Raw genomic sequence first — 20,816 nt, 5'->3', positions numbered from 1 at the left:
TGATGGAAATCCGCACGCCGAACCGCCTGCCTTTCCATCGCTGGGCGGTTTTTCCGGTACTGCTGGCTCAATGCATCGTTTTCTTGCTGGCGACTCTGGTGTTGTTTGTGTGGCAGGGCGCGGTCAGCGGTTATTCAGGTCTCTGTGGGGGGCTGATCGCCTGGCTGCCGAATGTGTATTTCGCCTGGAAAGCGTTTCGCTTCAGCGGAGCCCGGGCAGCGCAGGCCATCGTCAAGTCGTTCTATGCGGGCGAAGCAGGCAAGATGATTTTGACGGCAGTGCTGTTCGCACTGACCTTTGCAGGAGTGAAACCCCTGGCGCCGCTGGCTGTATTCGGCGTCTTCGTACTGACCCTGTTGGTCAGTTGGTTCGCACCCCTGCTCATGAATAAAAGACTTTCGAGACCTTAGGGCGTTTGAGGCAACCATGGCAGCAGAAACCGCTTCGGGCTATATCCAGCACCACTTGCAGAACCTGACCTACGGTCAACTACCAGACGGCAGCTGGGGCTTTGCCCATTCGGCTGCCGAAGCCAAGGCAATGGGCTTCTGGGCCTTCCACGTCGATACCCTCGGCTGGTCGGTCGCGCTGGGTCTGATCTTCCTGTTCATCTTCCGCATGGCAGCCAAGAAGGCGACTTCCGGCCAGCCCAGCGGTCTGCAGAACTTCGTCGAAGTGATGGTGGACTTCGTCCACGGCAGCGTGAAGGACTCCTTCCACGGCCGCAGCCCGGTCATCGCACCGCTGGCACTGACCATCTTCGTCTGGGTGTTCCTGATGAACGCCATCGACCTGATCCCGGTAGACTGGATTCCGCAGGCCGCCATCTGGATCTCCGGCGATCCGCACATTCCGTTCCGCGCCGTTTCCACCACCGACCCGAACGCCACGCTGGCCATGGCTTTCTGTGTCTTCGCGCTGATCATCTTCTACAGCATCAAGGTCAAGGGCTTCGGCGGCTTCATCGGCGAGCTGACCCTGCACCCGTTCGGTAGCAAGAACCTCTTCGTGCAGATCCTGCTGATTCCGGTCAACTTCCTGCTCGAGTTCGTCACCCTGATCGCCAAGCCGATCTCGCTGGCGCTGCGACTGTTCGGCAACATGTACGCCGGCGAACTGGTGTTCATCCTGATCGCGGTCATGTTCGGTTCCGGCCTGCTCTGGCTGAGCGGCCTGGGTGTGGTGCTGCAGTGGGCGTGGGCTGTGTTCCACATCCTGATCATCACCCTGCAAGCTTTCATCTTCATGATGCTGACCATCGTCTACCTGTCGATGGCTCACGAAGATAACCATTAAGACCGCCTGGCGTGTCTGATAGCCTTCCCCGCGCGGTTGGGGGAGGGCTTAAAACGTCCGCAAGGGCAGTTGTACCAAACGATCCTGTTTTACCGCTTCAAACTAAAAACCTAACCAATACGACGTAAAAGTCGGGAGGAAAGATGGAAACTGTAGTTGGTCTTACCGCTATCGCTGTTGCTCTGCTGATCGGTCTGGGCGCTCTGGGCACCGCCATTGGTTTCGGCCTGCTGGGCGGCAAATTCCTGGAAGGTGCTGCTCGTCAGCCAGAAATGGTTCCGATGCTGCAGGTCAAGATGTTCATCGTTGCGGGCCTGCTCGACGCCGTAACCATGATCGGCGTTGGTATCGCTCTGTTCTTCACCTTCGCAAACCCCTTCGTTGGTCAGATCGTCGGCTAATCACTCGTTTTCAACGAGTGAACGGCTGTGATGAACGAAGACCGAGCGAGGTGTTGGCGTGAATATTAATGCAACCCTGATTGGCCAATCCGTTGCCTTCTTCATTTTTGTCGTCTTCTGCATGAAGTACGTATGGCCTCCGGTCATCACTGCTCTGCAAGAGCGTCAAAAGAAGATCGCTGATGGCCTGGACGCTGCCAACCGCGCTGCACGTGACCTGGAGCTGGCCCAAGAAAAAGCGGGTCAGCAACTGCGCGAAGCAAAAGCACAGGCGGCTGAAATCATTGAGCAAAGCAAGAAGCGTGCTGCTCAGCTTGTCGACGAGGCCCGTGAACAGGCTCGTGTCGAAGCTGACCGCGTGAAGGCTCAGGCTCAGGCCGAGATCGAACAGGAACTGAACAGCGTCAAAGACGCCCTGCGTGCCCAAGTGGGTGCCCTGGCGGTTGGCGGTGCTGAAAAGATCCTTGGCGCCACAATCGATCAAAACGCGCATGCGGAGCTGGTTAATAAACTGGCCGCTGAAATTTAAGCGAGGGCGATCATGGCAGAACTGACCACGTTGGCCCGACCTTACGCTAAGGCTGCCTTCGAGCACGCCCAGGCCCATCAGCAACTGGCCAATTGGTCAGCCATGCTCGGCCTGGCTGCTGCGGTGTCGGAAGACGACACCATGCAGCGCCTGCTCAAGGCCCCGCGACTGACGAGCGCAGAAAAGGCCGCCACGTTCATTGACGTGTGCGGTGACAAGTTCGATGCATCAGCACAGAATTTCATCCGTGTTGCCGCGGAAAACGACCGTCTCCTGCTATTGCCGGAGATTTCGTCGCTGTTCGACCTGTACAAGGCCGAGCAGGAAAAATCCGTGGACGTGGAAGTCACCAGTGCTTTTGCGTTGGACCAAGAACAGCAAGACAAACTCGCCAAGGTTCTCAGTGCACGGCTAGGCCAGGAAGTTCGCCTGCACGCGTCGGAGGATGCCAGCCTGATCGGCGGCGTCGTCATCCGCGCAGGCGACCTGGTAATCGATGGCTCCGTTCGCGGCAAGATCGCGAAACTGGCCGAAGCTTTGAAATCTTGAGTTTGAAGGGGCAGCAGAGCAATGCAGCAACTCAATCCTTCCGAAATTAGTGAAATCATCAAGGGCCGCATCGAGAAACTCGATGTCAGCTCCCAAGCCCGCAACGAAGGCACTGTCGTCAGCGTTTCCGACGGTATCGTTCGCATCCACGGTCTCGCCGACGTCATGTACGGCGAAATGATCGAGTTCCCGGGCGGTGTCTACGGTATGGCACTGAACCTGGAGCAAGACTCCGTAGGTGCGGTGATCCTGGGTGCATACACCACCCTGGCCGAAGGCATGAGCGCCAAGTGCACCGGTCGCATTCTCGAAGTGCCGGTCGGCAAAGGCCTGCTGGGCCGCGTCGTCGACGCCCTGGGCAACCCGGTTGACGGTAAGGGCCCACTGGCCACCACCGAAACCGACGCTGTCGAGAAAGTCGCTCCAGGTGTGATCTGGCGTAAGTCGGTAGACCAGCCTGTACAGACTGGCTACAAGGCTGTCGACGCCATGATCCCGGTCGGCCGTGGCCAGCGTGAGCTGATCATCGGTGACCGTCAGATCGGTAAGACCGCTCTGGCGATCGACGCGATCATCAACCAGAAAGACAGCGGCATCTTCTGCGTCTACGTGGCCGTCGGCCAGAAGCAGTCGACCATCGCCAACGTCGTGCGCAAGCTGGAAGAAAACGGTGCCCTGGCCAACACCATCATCGTTGCCGCCAGTGCTTCGGAATCCGCCGCACTGCAATTCCTGGCGCCGTACTCCGGTTGCACCATGGGCGAATACTTCCGCGACCGCGGTGAAGACGCGCTGATCGTCTACGATGACCTGTCCAAACAGGCCGTTGCCTACCGTCAGATCTCCCTGCTGCTGCGCCGTCCACCAGGACGTGAAGCGTACCCAGGCGACGTGTTCTACCTCCACTCCCGTCTGCTGGAGCGTGCATCGCGCGTTTCCGAAGAGTACGTCGAGAAGTTCACCAATGGCGCCGTAACCGGCAAGACTGGCTCGCTGACCGCTCTGCCGATCATCGAAACCCAGGCTGGCGACGTTTCCGCGTTCGTTCCGACCAACGTGATTTCGATCACCGACGGTCAGATCTTCCTGGAATCGGCCATGTTCAACTCGGGCATTCGCCCGGCAGTGAACGCCGGTGTATCGGTATCGCGTGTTGGTGGTGCCGCTCAGACCAAGATCATCAAGAAGCTGTCCGGTGGTATCCGTACCGCTCTGGCTCAGTACCGTGAACTGGCGGCATTCGCCCAGTTCGCCTCTGACCTGGACGAAGCGACCCGCAAGCAGCTCGAGCATGGTCAGCGCGTTACCGAGCTGATGAAGCAGAAGCAGTACGCTCCGATGTCCATCGCGGACATGGCGCTGTCGCTGTACGCCGCTGAGCGTGGCTTCCTGACCGACGTCGAAATCGCCAAGATCGGCAGCTTCGAGCAAGCGCTGATCGGCTTCTTCAACCGCGATCACGCCGATTTGATGGCCAAGATCAACGTCAAGGGCGACTTCAACGACGAAATCGACGCTGGCCTCAAAGCCGGTATCGAGAAGTTCAAGGCCACCCAGACCTGGTAAGCCGCAGCGGGGGCTTCGTGCCCCCGCTTGCTAACCTGATAGGTGATACATGGCAGGCGCAAAAGAGATTCGCAGTAAGATTGCGAGCATCAAAAGCACGCAAAAAATTACCAGCGCCATGGAAAAAGTGGCGGTCAGCAAGATGCGCAAGGCTCAAATGCGCATGGCTGCTAGCCGTCCTTATGCGGAGCGTATCCGCCAGGTGATCGGTCATCTGGCCAACGCCAACCCGGAATATCGCCACCCGTTCATGATCGAGCGCCCTGTGAAGCGCGCCGGTTATATCGTGGTGAGCAGTGACCGTGGTCTGTGCGGTGGCCTGAACACCAACCTGTTCAAGGCCTTGGTCAAGGACATGAACGACAACCGCGAGCAGGGCGTTGAAATCGACCTGTGCGTGATCGGCAGCAAAGGTGCGGCATTCTTCCGCAGCTTTGGCGGCAACGTGGTAGCTGCAATCAGCCACCTGGGCGAGGCGCCATCGATCAATGATCTGATCGGCTCCGTCAAGGTGATGCTCGATGCCTACCTCGATGGCCGTATCGACCGTCTCAGCGTGGTGTCGAACAAGTTCATCAATACCATGACGCAAAAACCCACGGTCGAGCAGTTGGTACCGTTGGTTGCAACCCCGGATCAGGAACTCAAGCACCACTGGGACTACCTCTACGAACCCGATGCCAAAGAGCTGCTGGACGGCCTGATGGTGCGCTACGTGGAATCGCAGGTCTACCAGGCGGTGGTCGAGAACAACGCTGCTGAACAAGCGGCCCGGATGATCGCCATGAAGAACGCCACAGACAACGCCGGTGACCTGATCAGCGAACTCCAGCTGATCTACAACAAGGCGCGTCAGGCTGCGATCACCCAGGAGATCTCGGAAATCGTCGGCGGCGCTGCCGCGGTTTAACGGTTCACATATTCAGAGGATCCAGCTATGAGTAGCGGACGTATCGTTCAAATCATCGGCGCCGTCATCGACGTGGAATTCCCACGTGACGTCGTGCCGAGTGTTTACAACGCGCTGAAAGTACAAGGCGCGGAAACCACTCTCGAAGTTCAGCAGCAGCTGGGCGACGGTGTGGTTCGTACCATTGCGATGGGCTCCACCGAAGGTCTGAAGCGCGGTCTGGACGTCACCGATACCGGTGCAGCCATCTCCGTGCCAGTCGGCAAGGCCACCCTGGGCCGCATCATGGACGTCCTGGGCAACCCGATCGACGAAGCTGGCCCGATCGGTGAAGAAGAGCGCTGGGGCATTCACCGTGCCGCGCCTTCCTTCGCTGAACAGGCAGGCGGCAACGACCTGCTGGAAACCGGCATCAAGGTTATCGACCTGGTCTGCCCGTTCGCCAAGGGCGGTAAAGTCGGTCTGTTCGGTGGCGCCGGTGTCGGCAAGACCGTCAACATGATGGAACTGATCCGTAACATCGCCATCGAGCACAGCGGTTATTCCGTGTTCGCCGGTGTGGGTGAGCGTACTCGTGAGGGTAACGACTTCTACCACGAGATGAAGGATTCGAACGTTCTGGACAAGGTTGCGCTGGTCTACGGCCAGATGAACGAGCCACCAGGAAACCGTCTGCGCGTCGCACTGACCGGCCTGACCATGGCCGAGAAGTTCCGTGACGAAGGTAACGACGTTCTGCTGTTCGTCGACAACATCTACCGTTACACCCTGGCCGGTACCGAAGTATCCGCACTGCTGGGCCGTATGCCTTCTGCAGTAGGTTACCAGCCGACCCTGGCCGAAGAGATGGGCGTTCTGCAAGAGCGCATCACCTCCACCAAGCAAGGTTCGATCACCTCGATCCAGGCGGTCTACGTACCGGCGGACGACTTGACCGACCCGTCGCCTGCGACCACCTTCGCCCACTTGGACGCCACCGTCGTTCTGTCCCGTGACATCGCCTCCCTGGGTATCTACCCAGCGGTCGACCCACTGGACTCGACTTCGCGCCAGCTGGACCCGAACGTGATCGGCAACGAACACTACGAGACCGCTCGTGGCGTTCAGTATGTGCTGCAGCGCTACAAAGAGCTGAAGGACATCATTGCCATTCTGGGTATGGACGAACTGTCCGAAGCCGACAAGCAACTGGTATCGCGCGCTCGTAAGATCCAGCGCTTCCTGTCGCAGCCGTTCTTCGTGGCCGAAGTCTTCACCGGTGCACCAGGCAAATACGTTTCCCTGAAAGACACCATCGCTGGCTTCAGCGGCATCCTCAAAGGTGACTACGACCACCTGCCAGAACAAGCGTTCTACATGGTCGGCGGCATCGAAGAAGCAGTTGAGAAAGCCAAGAAACTGTAATCCCGGCGCCCCGCAAGGGGCGCTAATCAGGTTGAGGCAAGCAGATGGCTATGACAGTCCATTGCGATATCGTCAGCGCGGAAGGAGAGATTTTCTCCGGTCTGGTCGAGATGGTGGTTGCGCACGGGAACCTGGGTGATCTTGGTATCGCCCCGGGCCACGCGCCGCTGATCACCAATCTGAAGCCAGGTCCGATCACGCTGACCAAGCAGGGCGGCGACCGTGAGGTGTTCTACATCTCCGGTGGTTTCCTCGAAGTGCAGCCGAACATGGTCAAGGTGCTTGCCGATACCGTGCAACGTGCTGCAGACCTGGACGAAGCTTCGGCTCAGCAAGCCCTCGCGGCTGCCGAGCAGGCGCTGAATGAAAAAGGTGCGGACTTCGACTATAGCGCCGCGTCTGCGCGTCTGGCCGAGGCTGCAGCTCAGCTGCGCACCGTCCAGCAGATCCGCAAGAAGTTCGGCGGTTAATTCCGCCACGCTTCACGCAGATTGAGAAAAAGGGTAGCCATCGGCTACCCTTTTTCGTTTTCGTCACCCATCCCCCGGTCGCTTCCCGGCCCTCTTGGAGTGGTAGCCCCCATGTCCCTCGATATCGTCATTCTCGCCGCTGGCCAAGGTACTCGCATGCGCTCGGCGCTGCCCAAGGTGCTGCACCCAGTGGCCGACAAACCCATGCTGGGTCACGTTATCCACAGCGCTCGGCAGTTGCAGCCGCGAGGCATCCATGTGGTCATCGGCCACGGCGCCGACCAGGTGCGCGAACGCCTGGCGGCCGATGACCTGAATTTCGTCATGCAGGACAAACAGCTCGGCACCGGCCACGCCGTTGCCCAGGCCTTGCCAGCCATCACCGCCGAGACCGTGCTGGTGCTGTATGGCGATGTTCCGCTGATCGAAGTCGAGACCTTGAAGCGCCTGTTGAGCAAAGCCAATGAACAGCAACTGGGCCTGCTCACCGTGACCCTGAACGATCCAACCGGCTATGGCCGGATCGTTCGCGATGCCCAGGGCCAGGTCACCGCCATCGTCGAGCAGAAAGATGCCGACGAGGCGCAGAAGGCCATCAAGGAAGGCAACACCGGCATCCTCGCCCTGCCGGCCAAGCGTCTGGCGGACTGGATGGCGCGCCTTTCTAACAACAACGCGCAGGGCGAGTACTACCTCACCGACGTCATCGCCATGGCCGTGGCCGATGGCCTGAGCATCGCCACCGAGCAGCCCGACGACCCCATGCAGGTGCAAGGCGCCAACGACCGCCGCCAGCTGGCCGAGCTCGAAGGCCACTATCAGCAGTGCCAGGCCAATCGGCTGATGGCCCAGGGCGTGACCCTGCGCGATCCGTTCCGCGTCGATGTGCGCGGTGAGGTCAGCGTCGGTCGCGACATCATGATCGACATCAACGTCATTCTCGAAGGCAAGGTGGTGATCGAGGACGACGTGCAGATCGGCCCGAACTGCGTGATCAAGGATTCCATCCTGCGCCGTGGCGCAGTGGTCAAGGCCAACAGCCACCTGGATGGCGCGGTGTTGGGCGAGGGCAGCGATGTCGGCCCGTTCGCCCGTCTGCGGCCCGGCAGCGTGCTCGAGGCCAAGGCCCATGTGGGTAACTTCGTCGAGCTGAAGAATGCGCGTCTGGGCGAGGGCGCCAAGGCGGGCCATCTGAGTTACCTGGGTGACGCCGAGATCGGCGCGCGCAGCAATATCGGCGCCGGCACCATTACCTGTAACTACGACGGTGCCAATAAATTCCGCACGGTCATGGGCGAAGACGTGTTCATCGGCTCCAACAGCGCGCTGGTGGCCCCTGTGCAGCTCGGTGATGGTGCCACTACTGCGGCAGGGTCGATCATTACCCAGAATGTCGAAGCCGCTCAGTTGGCCGTCGGTCGGGCGCGGCAGCGCAATATCGATGGCTGGAAGCGTCCGCAGAAGATCAAAAAGGACTGATCTGCACGCGTGTGGATAACTTAAACGCGGTCATTCACCCAGTCGCCCCGCGTCAAGCAGCGGGGTTATCCACAGCCCGTCTGAGGGAAATCCACCCCTTGACGAGCGCTTACGTTTGAGTTTTGATTGCCCGCATTATCTTTCGAATCGAAACTTAAGCGCTCATGTCGAAACGAAACACCCCCCAACGCCGACACAATATCCTCGCCTTGCTCAGTGAGCAGGGGGAGGTGAGCGTCGACGCCTTGGCCAGGCGTTTCGAGACCTCCGAGGTCACCATCCGCAAAGACCTCGCCGCCCTCGAAAGCAATGGCCTGCTGCTGCGCCGCTATGGCGGAGCGGTGCCAGTGCCGCAAGAACTGCTGGGTGAACCGGCGCAGCCCATCTCGCTATACAAACAGGCCATCGCCCGCGCCGCTGTGCAACGCATTCGCGAGCACGCTCGGATCATCATCGACAGCGGCAGCACCACGGCAGCGATGATTCCGCAGTTAGGGCGTCAGCCGGGCCTGGTAGTAATGACCAACTCGCTCAATGTGGCCCGTGCCATCAGCGAACTGGAGCACGAGCCGGTGCTGTTGATGACCGGCGGCACCTGGGACCCGCATTCCGAATCCTTCCAGGGCCAAGTGGCCGAACAGGTGCTGCGCTCCTACGATTTCGACCAGTTGTTCATCGGCGCCGATGGCATCGACCTGAACCGCGGCACCACCACCTTCAACGAACTGCTGGGCCTCAGCCGAGTCATGGCCGAGGTGGCCCGCGAAGTGATCGTGATGGTCGAGTCTGACAAGGTCGGGCGAAAAATCCCCAACCTCGAGCTGCCTTGGGAACGCATCAGCACCCTGATTACCGATGACCGTCTGCCCGCCGAGGCACGCGAACCTATTCAAGCCCGTGGCGTCACCCTGATCTGCGCCACGATCAGCCAGGAGCAATAACCATGTGTGGAATCGTTGGAGCCGTCGCCGAGCGCAACATCACGACCATCCTCATCGAAGGCCTCAAGCGCCTGGAATACCGCGGCTACGACAGCGCCGGCCTGGCGGTCTTCAGTGCCCAGGACGGCCTGCAGCGTCGCCGCCGCATCGGCAAGGTGCGCGAGCTGGAAAGTGCGGTAGCAGACGACCCGCTGGTGGGCCAGCTGGGTATCGCCCACGTGCGCTGGGCGACCCACGGCGCGCCCACTGAACGCAACGCTCACCCGCACTTTTCTGGCCATGAAGTGGCGGTGGTGCACAACGGCATCATCGAGAACTTCGAAGCCTTGCGTGAAGAACTCAAGACCCTCGGCTATGTATTCGCCTCCGAGACCGACACCGAGGTCATCGTCCACCTGATCCACCACCTGCTCAAAAGCACCCCTGACCTGGCCGATGCGGTCAAGGCGGCGGTGCAGCGTTTGCACGGCGCCTATGGCCTGGCCGTGGTCAGCGCCGCCCAACCCGACCGTCTGGTCGCTGCGCGCAGCGGCAGCCCGCTGGTGATCGGCCTGGGCATCGGTGAGAACTTCCTCGCCTCCGACCAGCTCGCCCTGCGCCAGGTCACCGACCGCTTCATGTACCTCGAAGAGGGCGACATCGCCGAGATTCGCCGTGAACAGGTGAGCATCTGGGACCAGGCCGGCCACGCCGTGCAGCGCGAAGTGGTGCAGTACCACGAAGGCGCCGAGGCGGCCGACAAGGGCCACTACCGGCACTTCATGCTCAAGGAAATCCACGAGCAGCCCAGCGTCGTCCAGCGCACCCTCGAAGGCCGCCTGGGCAAGGATCATGTACTGGTGCAGGCCTTCGGCCCACAGGCTGCCGAGTTGTTCGCCAAGGTGCGTAACGTGCAGATCGTCGCCTGCGGCACCAGCTACCACGCCGGCATGGTCGCCCGTTACTGGTTGGAAAGCCTGGCCGGCATCCCCTGCCAGGTGGAAGTGGCCAGCGAATTCCGCTACCGCAAGGTGGTGGTGCAGCCCGACACCCTGTTCGTCTCCATCTCGCAGTCCGGCGAAACCGCCGACACCCTCGCTGCGCTGCGTAACGGCAAGGCCCTGGGCTTCCTCGGCAGCCTGGCGATCTGCAACGTCGGCATCAGCTCCCTGGTGCGCGAATCCGACCTCACCCTGCTGACCCTGGCCGGCCCGGAAATCGGCGTCGCCTCGACCAAGGCCTTCACTACACAGTTGGTATCACTGATGCTGCTGACCCTGGCCCTGGGCCAAGTGCGCGGTACCCTCGGCACAGGTGTCGAAGCCGAGCTGGTGGACGAACTGCGCCGTCTGCCCAGCCGCCTGGGCGAAGCCCTGGCGATGGACACCACGGTCGAGAAAACCGCCGAGCTGTTCGCCGACAAGCACCACACCCTGTTCCTCGGCCGCGGCGCGCAATACCCGGTGGCGATGGAAGGCGCGCTCAAGCTCAAGGAAATCTCCTATATCCACGCTGAAGCCTACCCGGCCGGCGAGCTCAAGCACGGCCCCTTGGCATTGGTCGACGCCGACATGCCGGTGGTTACCGTGGCGCCGAACAACGAGCTGCTGGAAAAGCTCAAGTCCAACCTCCAGGAAGTCCGTGCCCGCGGCGGTGAACTGGTGGTGTTCGCTGACGAACAAGCCGGCATGAGCAACGGCGAAGGCACCCACGTCATCAACCTTCCACACATCAACGACGCCCTCGCACCGATCCTCTACACCATCCCCCTGCAACTGCTGTCGTACTACGTCGCAGTGCTCAAGGGCACGGATGTGGATCAGCCGCGGAATCTGGCGAAGTCGGTGACGGTGGAGTGAGGGTAAGGCGAGGAAGCTGCCGGTGTCTGCAAAGAATAAAGGTTGTCACAAAAGAATAAAGGTTGTCACAAGCTAATAAAGATTGTCACAAGCTCTGGCCCCGACCGTACATCGGGGCAGGAGCAGGTCTGGCAGATTAGGATCAGAATCCTTTGGACCGCTGTGACTGTCGTCCTGGCTGCGCCCGCTCCTGACATCTCCAACGCCACGTCTACCCCAGTGCCGTACCGGTCGAGTGGGTCGCCCGTCGATGAGCGACTCTATAATGACATCTGTTCCAGCTGCATCAGTTAAGCCCGCGCGTTCCAAGCTGATGACTCAGCAGAAAATCGATAGGAGAATCAAATCTGGTCGCGGGAGCGGCGTGAAGGAATCCTATGAGCCCTGGATCAAGGTTTGGGATATCAAATCCAAAGGTGTCTCTCACCTTGTGTCAGGGGTGAAGGTACACCGCACTCATCACCTGATATCTAATGCCGAGCGCGACTACCTCACAGTTCTGGAGCACGAAAACTCCATTATTGATATCCGTGAGCAGTTTCCTCTGCTAACGCAAGCCGAAACCCAAGCAATTGCTAACAGCCTAAACTATCGCCATCCGGTCTACCCCGGAACTCAGATTCCAGTAGTAATGACGACTGACTTCCTGATCACCTATCTCGATTCATCGGGGGAAGTGAAAGTTGCTGCGCGCTCCGTCAAATATAGGAAAGAGTTTGAGGATGCCAATATTGGTGTGCAGAACAGGATGGCAGAGAAGCTAGCTATCGAGGAAAAGTACTGGGCATCCAGGCAGATAGAATGGAGGCTTGTGCTGCACGAAAACTTGTCAAAAGTTCGGATAGCGAACCTCACTATCCTCCGGACCTACGCGAGTATTCACCCTTCTTTACCTACCGAGAAGAACATTGGCAACCTATTCGATTTTTTGAGTCAGTGTAAAACCGATCAAGTGCCACTGAAGGCTCTATTGGATCAAGCTTCGAGAAATATCTATATAGACTATATAGGTGTAAAAAGTCTTTTCCATCATCTGCTATGGAACGGTCGCTTGCAGATGGACCTAACTTCAAAGGTTATTAGCTTATCTCAGCCGCTACATGTATGGATTGGTCAATACTCTCCGGCTGTTGTAGCTCCAATCGAGGTGCCCGACGATGCTAAATCTGCGAGTTAACTGCATAGTTTCGCCAGGTGAGGGCTCTAGCCTGCTTGAGCAGCCTGTTAGAGTTTTGGGTATTAACGAAGATTTTGTATGGGTGATTAAGCTTTGCATAAATCCGACCAAGCCTTGGCAGATTGAAAAGTCACTTCTTATCGAAGAAATCGACTCCGGTGCGGCTGCTCTAAATTCTGAAATGGTTCCAATGCACCTGCTCAGAAGTGATGATCAAATAAGCGAGAATGAGAAACGGAGCAGGGACAGGAATTGGGATCTAATTCGTGACTTAGTGGAAGGCCAAACACCTTTAGACATTCTGACTACGGATTTTGGTGCTCTCATTTCGGCTCATGCGAAACTAGTGGCGGTAGATCGTAAGCAGATCTACCGACTTCTTTATCGTTATTGGAGCATGGGGCAGTCTCGTAATGCGTTCCTGTGGAATACCAGCACCTGTGGCGGTCCAGGAAAGGAGAAAAGCCGGGCGTCCGGCATCATCCCAGGACGTCCGCCTAAGTATCGTGGAGTGGTTGTTAGTGGTGATGGCGCTATTAAGCTTGAAAGTCGTCATCTGACTCACATTCGCATGGCTTATAGGCGCTTCGCGAGTGGAAAATGCGGAACGGTGAAAGACGCACATATCTGGATGTTAAATAAGTTCTACACGGAGGTTTCAACTGACGGCACGAAAGGCGATGTGGTACGGGGCAGTTATCCATCTGTCCATCAACTCACGTATCATGGGAAATTATACTTCGATGATCTCTATAAGTTGAAGGAGCGTGGAGGAGCTATTCGCTTTTATAAAGATCATCGAGCACTCGTAGGCTCGGCATCTAAGGGCTTGTATGGTGCTGGACATAGATATGAAATAGATTCGACGATTGCCGATGTTTATTTAGTACACCGTGTCAATAGATTGTGGTTGATCGGACGGCCTGTGCTCTACGTGATCGTGGATACATTTACAAGAATGATCGTGGGTATCCACGTCGGCCTTGAAGGGCCGAGTTGGAATGGTGCTAGGCATGCTATTTACAACGCTTGCACGCCAAAGGTAGATTTCTGCAAACGATACGGTATTGACATCAATGAAACCGAATGGCCATGCGCTCATCTCCCGGTCGAACTTGTCGCGGATCGTGCCGAGCTTTTGAGTGAGGCCGGTGAGGCGATGACCAAGTCTTTGGGTATTGACGTTAAGATTTTGCCGCCCTTTCGGCCAGATTGGAAAGCTATCATTGAAAGCCGGTTTCGTTTGATAAATGAAAAATTGGACCTAAAATTTGTACCTGGTGGAGTTGATGCCCGAAAAATGGAGCGCGGGGATCGGGATTATCAGCTTGACGCAATCTTCGACATCGATGAATTTACCGAGATGGTGATATTGGGTGTGCTGGCTCACAATAAAAGCCTTCGAGTGCCCCACATTCTGAATCGTGAGATGATTGCTGCAGGAGTAGAGCCAACTCCAATAAGTATTTGGAAGTGGTCCATGGCCAATAGCCTGATTAATTCTAAAGTGGTTTCAGCCGCTGAACTCAAAATCGCTCTGTTGCCTTCACAGGAGTGCCGTATTAGCCGAGGGGGAATTATGTTCCAAGGCGTGCTGTATACTTGTGAAACAGCAATTCGAGAGGCGTGGTTAGAACGTTCATACAATTTTAAAACGACTTATGTTAGGGTTTACTACGATCCGAATTCTATTGAGAACTGTTGGATTAAATCCGAAGCGGGTTTTGAGCCACTTACAATAGTACCGCAGCAACGGCAAAAGTACGGTGGACTGCGTATGGAAGAAGTACTTGATATGATCAAAATTCTGAATCAAGTCTCACCTGACGCACGGTATGAAGCTGTTAACACTGCGGTACAATTGAAAGCGCGTCAGGAAGATATCCTTGATCGGGCTAAATCGAAGCGCGCAGCTCAAGGAAGCCCTAAGTCGAATGCTGAATTCAAGCGGGACAAGCGTTCCAAGCGTGCCTCAGAGGCTCAAAACGAGCGTGACCAGCACACCGCTGATCTGAATCAGCTACGTGTTGTGGATAACTCGGCAATCACAGCGGAAAATCCCAAACCAGTCGCCAGTAAACCTAGTTCAGGGAGAAGCGCTGCATTCCTGAAACTGGTGGTCAACGTGAGTGATGGGACCGATCAATGAGTGACTTCAGTTTCGCTCCTGCTGAATACAGTCCTACCGGGATGCCTCAGTACGATGGCAATCCACTTATCGAGTGCCTTCCGAGGATTCTCTCCGATATTGATGTCGTCAGGCGCGTTGGGAATCTCCCGAAGAAGCCTGACGATGCGGAGCGTGCCCTGGAGCCCAAGCTGCGTGGTCATGGTATCAACAGGATGAAGGACATCGTCGTACCCTTTGAAATTCACCTGCGCCTTGAAGATTTGTTTAGTCAGCTGATCCGGTACGGATATACCGGGCGAAATCCGCTGCTGGCCTCCACCGTCAGATATCGGCTGCCATCGTCTGCTGAGGTCAGAGGCCATGGTTTTATGTCCTCAGCAGAAACCCTTACTCTGATCGGATTGAGCGGCATGGGTAAAACCACAGCCCTTAATTCTATAGCTAGGCTCTATCCACAGGTCATCAGCCATAGTCAGTACAAAGAGCAGATTTTCATTGAGACCCAGGTTGTTTGGCTCAAGATCGAATGTCCGCACGATGGATCGCTGAGAGGCTTCTGCGTGGCATTTTTCGCCGCTCTGGATTCAGCGCTAGGCATTGAGAAGTACTCTCGCAAAGGTGCTGCCGGTAACAGCATCAGTGTGATGCTTCAGCACATCAGCCAGCTGTGCAAAACTTTTTTCATCGGTGCACTGATCATTGATGAGATGCAGCATCTTTGCTCGTCGCGAGGGGGGCAGGACCGGGAGAAACTGCTCAACTTTTTCGTTACGCTATCAAATGACGCTGGTGTACCGCTGGTCTATGTCGGTACAAACGCAATGCTCCCGCTCTTTTCAGGTGTTTTGCGAAATGCTCGGCGAGCTGCAGGGATGGGCCCTATCGCCTTCGATCGATTCAGCGAGGACGATCCATTTTGGGCGCATCTGGTCTCACAGTTATGGGCCTATGACTGGACGACGTCTCGTGCTCCGTTGAGCGATGAACTCCTATCCAAAATCTACGACCTCAGTCAGGGCAACACAGATTTTCTCGCCAAACTCCTGATGCTTGCTCAACGCCACGTCATTTGGGAGGACATTGACTCGATCACACCAGCGGTGCTGCAGCAGGTTTATGACAACCAGATGAGGCTGCTGCACAAGCCCATCGAAGCGCTTCGAAGCGGTGACCCTCTGCAGATCGCTGACTTTGAGGACATGATGCCCACGAAGGACCAGATCGCTCAGATGATGAACTACGATCTGGCGCGGCGAGCGGACAGGTCACATCTCTCTCTGCTGACTCAGGCTTCAATTGCCCCTGTGAGTGAATATGAGGACAAAGATGCTCCCAAGGTAGCTAGTCGGCCATTAGTCCCGGTTGAAGACGGGGTTGTTAAGAAAGCCCATTTCATCAAAGAAAAAGATGTGCAGACTCAACTCGAACAGCACGGCTGGGTGGATAAAGACGCCACTTGGTGACATGAATGGGGTGAGTTCAGTGGAGCGTCTATTTTTCTTTCCAGAGCCGTTTCCTGATGAGTCGCTATACAGCTTGGCCGTCCGGTACCACAGGCTGTCGGCCAACCCCAGCTACCGTGTGACAAGCCAGGAACTATTTGGCGCGTATTCCAGGACATGTGGCTCTATTCTACCGTGTTGTTTGGAGGGGCTGTCGCAACGGCTGGGAACAGCCTATCCAGTAAACGTGCTGATCGATCGCTTTACCCTTATGCCTCTTTATCAGCCATTTGTACCCGATGCGACGTATTGCGCCGCCTGTGTCGCCATGGCTGGCAATCGTGGTACAGGGCTCAAAATGAGTCTCGGTCTTACCGCCTCAAGGTTTTTGAAGCATGCATCGTTCAGGTATTGCAAAAGGTGCGTCAGTGAAGACCTCCTGAGGTACGGCGTAGCTTACTGGCATCGCGTTCACCAGGCTGTTGGCACCTGTATCTGTCCCCTTCATAAAGACGTGCTTTGGGCGATGACATTCCCGGATGGGGCAGATTGGCGTTGCATGCTCTTACCCGATGAAGCAAAGGGCACTCCGGTACTGCAATGGTCTGGTGAGACGGCAGCCGGCTTGATTGCGGAGATGCAGCTTTGGGGACTGGAAAACCCTACAAGCGTACAGACGCTCCTAGCGGGTGAATTTCTAAGGCTCCGTCTGGAAGAGATGGGATTCATCCAGTCAGGGAGGATCCGAGAGCGAATGCTGAGGGCTTTCCTGGACCGTCGTCTCCTTTCCAGTCCTCGCGCGCCTGAGTTTCAAGAAGTCGCCCATTCCCCTGACTGGGTCTTTCGAGTCCTGCGACCACGCGGAGTCGTGCAGCCTTTCAAGTTCTACTTCCTCTGCTGGCTTCTGGCTTTAGATCTAGAGCAGATGAAGCTCTTCCGCCCAAGAGCTGCTTCCCACAATGGCGATCTCACGTGCGGCAAGGTTTCAGCCAACCTAGCTAACGAGAGCGAAATTGGAGCTCGCAGATCAGCGTTTTCCACCAGCGACAACCTGAAATGTCACGAGAAGCCTGGTTATCTGTGGCTCTACCGTCACGATAGGAAGTGGTTAGCGCAGTATGTAGCTGCGCACCCTTTCATCCGGTCACGAGGGAACCTGATCGACTGGGAGGCAAGAGACTCTGCGCTTGGGCGCGAGCTTTTGCTCGCGAATGAACGGTTACGCTCTGCAGAGGGTAAACCGCAGAAGGTTACCCGTGCCTCATTATGCAGGCTGGTAGCCTGTGGTCATGACTTTCTGAGAAAGCCAAATAATTTCCCTACAAGCATTGCATTGATGGAAGAGCTACTTGAGTCTTCCCATGATCATCAAGTGAGAAAAATTAAGTGGGCGATTGAAACCTATTCGTTGACTGAAGGGTGTGCGAAGAGTGTCGTGTACCGATTCTCAGGTATCAGAGTGCCTAAACTTAATGATGAAGAATGTCTTGCACTTCTTCGGGGTAAAAATTAGCTGTCAATAGTGTTGCCATTTAGTAATCCAAGCGTCATCCAAGGCCTTATTTAATTGGCTCACAGATTCTTCATCTGATAGGAGCTTCAGATAGTTTTCAGCAGTTTGGCATCCTAGGAAAGCATAAAGCGAAATGTTCCTGTCCATCGACCAAACGTTGATTTTTGTATTTACTGATATTCCAAGCTCCTCCTCTATGACTGAGTCTATTCCCATGCTGGCATTAAAATCTGCATGCCTGCGGCCATATTTTAAGTGTACGCTACAGCAGATTAAAGCCTCAGCTTTACCACTTTTGGCCATGGCGCCGCGGTATTGCAATAAGTCTGCAATGAATTGCGCATATAACCGTGGAGTCGATTTTTTTTGAGATTTTGATTGTTTTGAGTATTTGTAGCGTATGCTGCAAATGCGTAGATGTGTTATGTCATGTTTCTTTATGCTAACTGAACAGTATGGGCAGGTGTCAATCAGCGGTGAGCCGTGTATGCTACAGACCATGACAAAAGATAATACATGTCTTCGGTGTATATACGGGCTCCCATGCTCTTCAATGTCCTCTAGTACGCATTCAGGGCAAATTCTCGTCCAAGTTTTTGGAGTGACTTCTGTTAATGCTCGCGAACGGCCTAGTGCTGCATTCAGTGGGTGCAGGGTATGGTTGTTTAGAACAGATTCAGTGATGTTATATTTCGATATGAATTCGGGAAATTTGAATTTTGGATGTTCTCTCCATTCAGCCTTCAGTGGCAACATGGATTTGCTAATTCCAAAGCCTACCCTTGGTATCGGTTTTATATAAAAATCCTCGGTGCGTATAGATTTAATGCCGAGTAACTCGTTTCCTCGTTTTAGGGCTGAAGCAATATACTCGCCAGGCAAGGGTGAAAAGATTCTCATAAATTATCGATCACATATGGTTAAGTCAGTCTACGCTATTTCCGTTCGCACTGACCATGCTAGCAAACAGCAAGCGATTTTTGGCCTACTTTTTAGGCTTGTTGCATCCGTGGGCTAAAAATCTCCGTAACTTGCTTGAAAAGATCATTTTGCTTGGTAGTGACTCAGCACATCGCTAGCCGTCGTAACCTGCTGCCCCAAAAATCTGCTCGTTGAACCTTGCGGATTACAGCTGTGGACGATGGCCAGGCGTAATCTGCGGTAGGTCAACCTTGTTCCACGATGAGCAACCATGGAAGGTGCATCTGCAGAGAAAACCGTGTGGTAATCTCGGTATGCCGAACATGGATAACCATCGCGTGCAATGAAAGGGAGGTTTGTATGCCTGCAAAACCTGTGGTACTGCCAAGTAAGACCTTCCCCAAGCAAGCTGAGGCAACGGCTTTCTTCAAAGCCATGCTTGCCCGCTACGCTGACGGAGAGTTTTTGAACTCTGATGACGAAGACATCTTGTATGAGCTTTTACAGAGACATCCAGACGCAGAGCAAAAAATCGGGCTCGGGGTTAAAGGATTTTTCAAGAACAAATCACCAGATCACCCCACAAGTTGCTTTCACCTCTTAAGGATTGACGGGAGTACTACTGACTTTGGATATCCAGCATGCGTATCCGGAAGAGCTCGCAGCTTACGCCATGACTTTTATGAAGCCTGTCGGCGCTCAGTCGCAGTAGAGTTAATGGCACAAAAACAGCAATTGTTTGATATGTCACCTGACGGAATACCCTGTGTGCGAACTGGCGAGATTACCAATATCCACACTTCAGAGTATCGTCATACCGAGCCGCGATTTCGCGATATCGTAAAGGGTTTCATTCAAGCTAAAAATTTGGTTGTCGATCCCTCTATGGTTACAATCAGCCAAGACATGCAATATACAACAATATTTACAGATCCAGCGATGGCTGTAGATTTTAGCAACTATCATGAGACGGTTGCTAAGCTGGCAATATTCAAAAAGCATGTGCGTTGATAAGTGATTTTTGGGGTAGACGAAGCGGCTGCGATTTTATGCGAGGCTTCGTCGAACCTTTCCCTTGGTATTGCCGAGTATGTTGCCTAGCAGAAGTGCGTGCGACTGCTAAGCGTCACTGGATTGATAAGCTATAATTTTGGGGTGCAGCCGATTGCTGGAGCATCTGAAATGATCACTAGCCAAAGTAGTAAATCCATCCCAGTCAACGAAGTTCAAACCCCTATCGGATGTTTAACTAAAATACCTATAGGACAGCTCTCTCCGTCCGATGTCGTCTCTTTGGTACTCTGCGGATTTGCACTACACGATGCTCTTGTTATGATATCGTTGTCTAATCTATATTCAAGGCCTCAAGTAAGTGAAAAAATTGTAGGGGCCACGAGACGATCCATACGAAGGCAGCTTAATAAAAATCATCTGGTTCGCCTGAGCGCGTATCAAAGTGCCGTAGCTTTTCAATATGCTAAAATTTTGGAGCGCGCCAGTGATGTATTTGGAAAACAAACAACTGCTGAAGACTGGCTTAGCCGTCCATGTCGGTATTTGGAAGGCCTGACTCCCATCGACCTTATAGATAATGCTATTGGATTCCAGGTCGTTAAGGATTATTTGGATAGGGTTGAGTTTGGGATATATCAATGACTAGCCCTGTCGCTAGCCCGACAATTCATCGGTCAGGCATTTCAGCTGGGCGTCTGTTTTTCCGATAATCTGAAGAATTTCAGTACTCGACAGTGAGAGTGCGGTTTGCCACCTATCATTACTCGAAGCTTCAGAAGCTAGTTAGAGGAAGACAAAAAGTGAAGGGGCGTCGAAAGATAAAAACCGACAAATGGCTAATGATGCAGCAATTCATTGAGGAAGCGCGGTCAGTTCTCGCGCAGAGAGCAGCGCACAGAGCAGAGGCTCTGCCTCTTTTCTGGCCTCCTGAAAAGACTGTTGAAGAGCCTGTCGGAATGCTGACAGGCATCCCAGCGGTGGTTGACACGCGTCCTGGACGCAAACGCAAAGGCCGAAAAGTCTCAGACTAGAGGGTGGTGAAACCTCGAAGCGACGGAAATTTCTGCATCCCGCTGGAAATGATTTTTTCAGCCAGATCAGCCTCCATAGCGTGATATCACTAGGCTATAATTCTGATCAGCCCGCACGCTTTGCGGTAAAGAAGCTCATGACGCCCTGCACGAAATATGGATATTTCTATGCTCTGCTCTGCTGCACCTCAACCCCACCGACCC

Annotated in this window: 19 protein-coding genes and 1 pseudogene; 19 read left to right on the top strand and 1 reads right to left on the bottom strand. The window is 55.2% G+C overall.

All coding sequences use genetic code 11. From position 1 onward, the window contains the following. Positions 1–2 precede the first annotated feature (2 nt). The 17 genes and pseudogenes from LK03_RS06130 to LK03_RS22485 all read left to right on the top strand — a co-directional run bounded on the left by LK03_RS06130 (position 3) and on the right by LK03_RS22485 (position 17,646). Positions 3–410, top strand: a complete 408-nt coding sequence (locus LK03_RS06130) for a F0F1 ATP synthase subunit I (RefSeq protein WP_028695885.1) — start codon at positions 3–5, stop codon at positions 408–410. Between the two features lie 16 nt (positions 411–426). After that, positions 427–1,296 carry a F0F1 ATP synthase subunit A gene (atpB, locus tag LK03_RS06125; protein ID WP_038411518.1) on the top strand — a complete coding sequence of 290 codons (870 nt, stop codon included), beginning with the start codon at positions 427–429 and terminating at the stop codon, positions 1,294–1,296. A gap of 143 nt (positions 1,297–1,439) precedes the next feature. After that, entirely contained in the window at positions 1,440–1,697 is a 258-nt protein-coding gene (gene atpE / locus LK03_RS06120; protein ID WP_028695887.1) for a F0F1 ATP synthase subunit C, read from the top strand. Between the two features lie 58 nt (positions 1,698–1,755). Further along, positions 1,756–2,226 carry a F0F1 ATP synthase subunit B gene (locus LK03_RS06115; RefSeq protein WP_028695888.1) on the top strand — a complete coding sequence of 157 codons (471 nt, stop codon included), beginning with the start codon at positions 1,756–1,758 and terminating at the stop codon, positions 2,224–2,226. A 12-nt stretch (positions 2,227–2,238) separates the two neighbouring features. Beyond that, complete coding sequence (locus tag LK03_RS06110; RefSeq protein WP_028695889.1) at positions 2,239–2,775, top strand: F0F1 ATP synthase subunit delta; 537 nt, start codon at positions 2,239–2,241, stop codon at positions 2,773–2,775. Between the two features lie 21 nt (positions 2,776–2,796). Then, the gene (atpA, locus tag LK03_RS06105; RefSeq protein ID WP_028695890.1) at positions 2,797–4,341 is read left to right on the top strand and encodes a F0F1 ATP synthase subunit alpha; all 1,545 of its coding nucleotides are present in this window, start codon (positions 2,797–2,799) and stop codon (positions 4,339–4,341) included. 49 nt (positions 4,342–4,390) lie between these two features. Continuing rightward, on the top strand, positions 4,391–5,251 hold the full coding sequence (atpG, locus tag LK03_RS06100; protein WP_028695891.1) for a F0F1 ATP synthase subunit gamma: 861 nt from the start codon (positions 4,391–4,393) through the stop codon (positions 5,249–5,251). Positions 5,252–5,278: 27 nt separating this feature from the next. Continuing rightward, positions 5,279–6,655 carry a F0F1 ATP synthase subunit beta gene (atpD, locus tag LK03_RS06095; RefSeq protein ID WP_028695892.1) on the top strand — a complete coding sequence of 459 codons (1,377 nt, stop codon included), beginning with the start codon at positions 5,279–5,281 and terminating at the stop codon, positions 6,653–6,655. A 44-nt stretch (positions 6,656–6,699) separates the two neighbouring features. Next, the gene (locus LK03_RS06090; RefSeq protein ID WP_028695893.1) at positions 6,700–7,125 is read left to right on the top strand and encodes a F0F1 ATP synthase subunit epsilon; all 426 of its coding nucleotides are present in this window, start codon (positions 6,700–6,702) and stop codon (positions 7,123–7,125) included. Positions 7,126–7,236: 111 nt separating this feature from the next. After that, positions 7,237–8,604, top strand: a complete 1,368-nt coding sequence (gene glmU / locus LK03_RS06085; RefSeq protein ID WP_038411517.1) for a bifunctional UDP-N-acetylglucosamine diphosphorylase/glucosamine-1-phosphate N-acetyltransferase GlmU — start codon at positions 7,237–7,239, stop codon at positions 8,602–8,604. 164 nt (positions 8,605–8,768) lie between these two features. Then, positions 8,769–9,545: a DeoR/GlpR family DNA-binding transcription regulator gene (locus tag LK03_RS06080; RefSeq protein WP_038411516.1), complete on the top strand. Its 777-nt coding sequence runs from the start codon at positions 8,769–8,771 to the stop codon at positions 9,543–9,545. 2 nt (positions 9,546–9,547) lie between these two features. Then, positions 9,548–11,383 (top strand): glutamine--fructose-6-phosphate transaminase (isomerizing), encoded by a 1,836-nt coding sequence (gene glmS, locus LK03_RS06075; RefSeq protein WP_038411515.1) that lies wholly within the window; start codon positions 9,548–9,550, stop codon positions 11,381–11,383. Between the two features lie 265 nt (positions 11,384–11,648). Beyond that, positions 11,649–12,560 (top strand): TnsA endonuclease N-terminal domain-containing protein, encoded by a 912-nt coding sequence (locus LK03_RS06070; protein WP_049870442.1) that lies wholly within the window; start codon positions 11,649–11,651, stop codon positions 12,558–12,560. After that, positions 12,541–14,709, top strand: a complete 2,169-nt coding sequence (locus tag LK03_RS21845; protein ID WP_081951570.1) for a Mu transposase C-terminal domain-containing protein — start codon at positions 12,541–12,543, stop codon at positions 14,707–14,709. The genes LK03_RS06070 and LK03_RS21845 overlap by 20 nt, the downstream gene beginning before the upstream one ends. Then, on the top strand, positions 14,706–16,154 hold the full coding sequence (locus LK03_RS06065) for an ATP-binding protein (protein WP_038411514.1): 1,449 nt from the start codon (positions 14,706–14,708) through the stop codon (positions 16,152–16,154). The genes LK03_RS21845 and LK03_RS06065 overlap by 4 nt, the downstream gene beginning before the upstream one ends. Beyond that, positions 16,099–16,632, top strand: a pseudogene (locus LK03_RS22795) (TniQ family protein); the annotation flags it as partial. The gene LK03_RS06065 and the pseudogene LK03_RS22795, both read left to right, overlap by 56 nt. A 60-nt stretch (positions 16,633–16,692) precedes the next feature. Further along, positions 16,693–17,646 carry a TnsD family Tn7-like transposition protein gene (locus LK03_RS22485; protein ID WP_240478647.1) on the top strand — a complete coding sequence of 318 codons (954 nt, stop codon included), beginning with the start codon at positions 16,693–16,695 and terminating at the stop codon, positions 17,644–17,646. Between the two features lie 3 nt (positions 17,647–17,649). Here the strand turns inward: LK03_RS22485 and LK03_RS21835 are convergent, their stop codons facing one another. Continuing rightward, complete coding sequence (locus LK03_RS21835) at positions 17,650–18,546, bottom strand: TniQ family protein (protein ID WP_081951569.1); 897 nt, start codon at positions 18,544–18,546, stop codon at positions 17,650–17,652. A 381-nt stretch (positions 18,547–18,927) separates the two neighbouring features. Here LK03_RS21835 and LK03_RS21830 point away from each other — a divergent pair, with 381 nt between their 5' ends. Beyond that, entirely contained in the window at positions 18,928–19,578 is a 651-nt protein-coding gene (locus tag LK03_RS21830) for a DCL family protein (protein WP_167334487.1), read from the top strand. A gap of 171 nt (positions 19,579–19,749) precedes the next feature. Further along, on the top strand, positions 19,750–20,223 hold the full coding sequence (locus tag LK03_RS21825; protein ID WP_081951567.1) for an antitoxin Xre/MbcA/ParS toxin-binding domain-containing protein: 474 nt from the start codon (positions 19,750–19,752) through the stop codon (positions 20,221–20,223). Positions 20,224–20,816 lie beyond the last annotated feature (593 nt).

It is taken from the genome of Pseudomonas cremoricolorata (genome assembly GCF_000759535.1).
Lineage (GTDB): Bacteria > Pseudomonadota > Gammaproteobacteria > Pseudomonadales > Pseudomonadaceae > Aquipseudomonas > Aquipseudomonas cremoricolorata_A.
This window is presented reverse-complemented; position numbering and strand designations above follow the sequence as displayed.

Excerpts from the sequence above, each read along its gene's own strand:
- LK03_RS06130 (WP_028695885.1), top strand. The coding sequence starts at position 3 with ATGGAAATCCGCACGCCGAACCGCCTGCCTTTCCATCGCTGGGCGGTT.
- atpB (WP_038411518.1), top strand. The coding sequence starts at position 427 with ATGGCAGCAGAAACCGCTTCGGGCTATATCCAGCACCACTTGCAGAAC.
- atpE (WP_028695887.1), top strand. The coding sequence starts at position 1,440 with ATGGAAACTGTAGTTGGTCTTACCGCTATCGCTGTTGCTCTGCTGATC.
- LK03_RS06110 (WP_028695889.1), top strand. The coding sequence starts at position 2,239 with ATGGCAGAACTGACCACGTTGGCCCGACCTTACGCTAAGGCTGCCTTC.
- atpA (WP_028695890.1), top strand. The coding sequence starts at position 2,797 with ATGCAGCAACTCAATCCTTCCGAAATTAGTGAAATCATCAAGGGCCGC.
- atpG (WP_028695891.1), top strand. The coding sequence starts at position 4,391 with ATGGCAGGCGCAAAAGAGATTCGCAGTAAGATTGCGAGCATCAAAAGC.
- atpD (WP_028695892.1), top strand. The coding sequence starts at position 5,279 with ATGAGTAGCGGACGTATCGTTCAAATCATCGGCGCCGTCATCGACGTG.
- LK03_RS06090 (WP_028695893.1), top strand. The coding sequence starts at position 6,700 with ATGGCTATGACAGTCCATTGCGATATCGTCAGCGCGGAAGGAGAGATT.
- glmU (WP_038411517.1), top strand. The coding sequence starts at position 7,237 with ATGTCCCTCGATATCGTCATTCTCGCCGCTGGCCAAGGTACTCGCATG.
- LK03_RS06080 (WP_038411516.1), top strand. The coding sequence starts at position 8,769 with ATGTCGAAACGAAACACCCCCCAACGCCGACACAATATCCTCGCCTTG.
- glmS (WP_038411515.1), top strand. The coding sequence starts at position 9,548 with ATGTGTGGAATCGTTGGAGCCGTCGCCGAGCGCAACATCACGACCATC.
- LK03_RS06070 (WP_049870442.1), top strand. The coding sequence starts at position 11,649 with ATGACATCTGTTCCAGCTGCATCAGTTAAGCCCGCGCGTTCCAAGCTG.
- LK03_RS21845 (WP_081951570.1), top strand. The coding sequence starts at position 12,541 with ATGCTAAATCTGCGAGTTAACTGCATAGTTTCGCCAGGTGAGGGCTCT.
- LK03_RS06065 (WP_038411514.1), top strand. The coding sequence starts at position 14,706 with ATGAGTGACTTCAGTTTCGCTCCTGCTGAATACAGTCCTACCGGGATG.
- LK03_RS22485 (WP_240478647.1), top strand. The coding sequence starts at position 16,693 with ATGCTCTTACCCGATGAAGCAAAGGGCACTCCGGTACTGCAATGGTCT.
- LK03_RS21835 (WP_081951569.1), bottom strand. The coding sequence starts at position 18,546 with ATGAGAATCTTTTCACCCTTGCCTGGCGAGTATATTGCTTCAGCCCTA.
- LK03_RS21830 (WP_167334487.1), top strand. The coding sequence starts at position 18,928 with ATGCCTGCAAAACCTGTGGTACTGCCAAGTAAGACCTTCCCCAAGCAA.
- LK03_RS21825 (WP_081951567.1), top strand. The coding sequence starts at position 19,750 with ATGATCACTAGCCAAAGTAGTAAATCCATCCCAGTCAACGAAGTTCAA.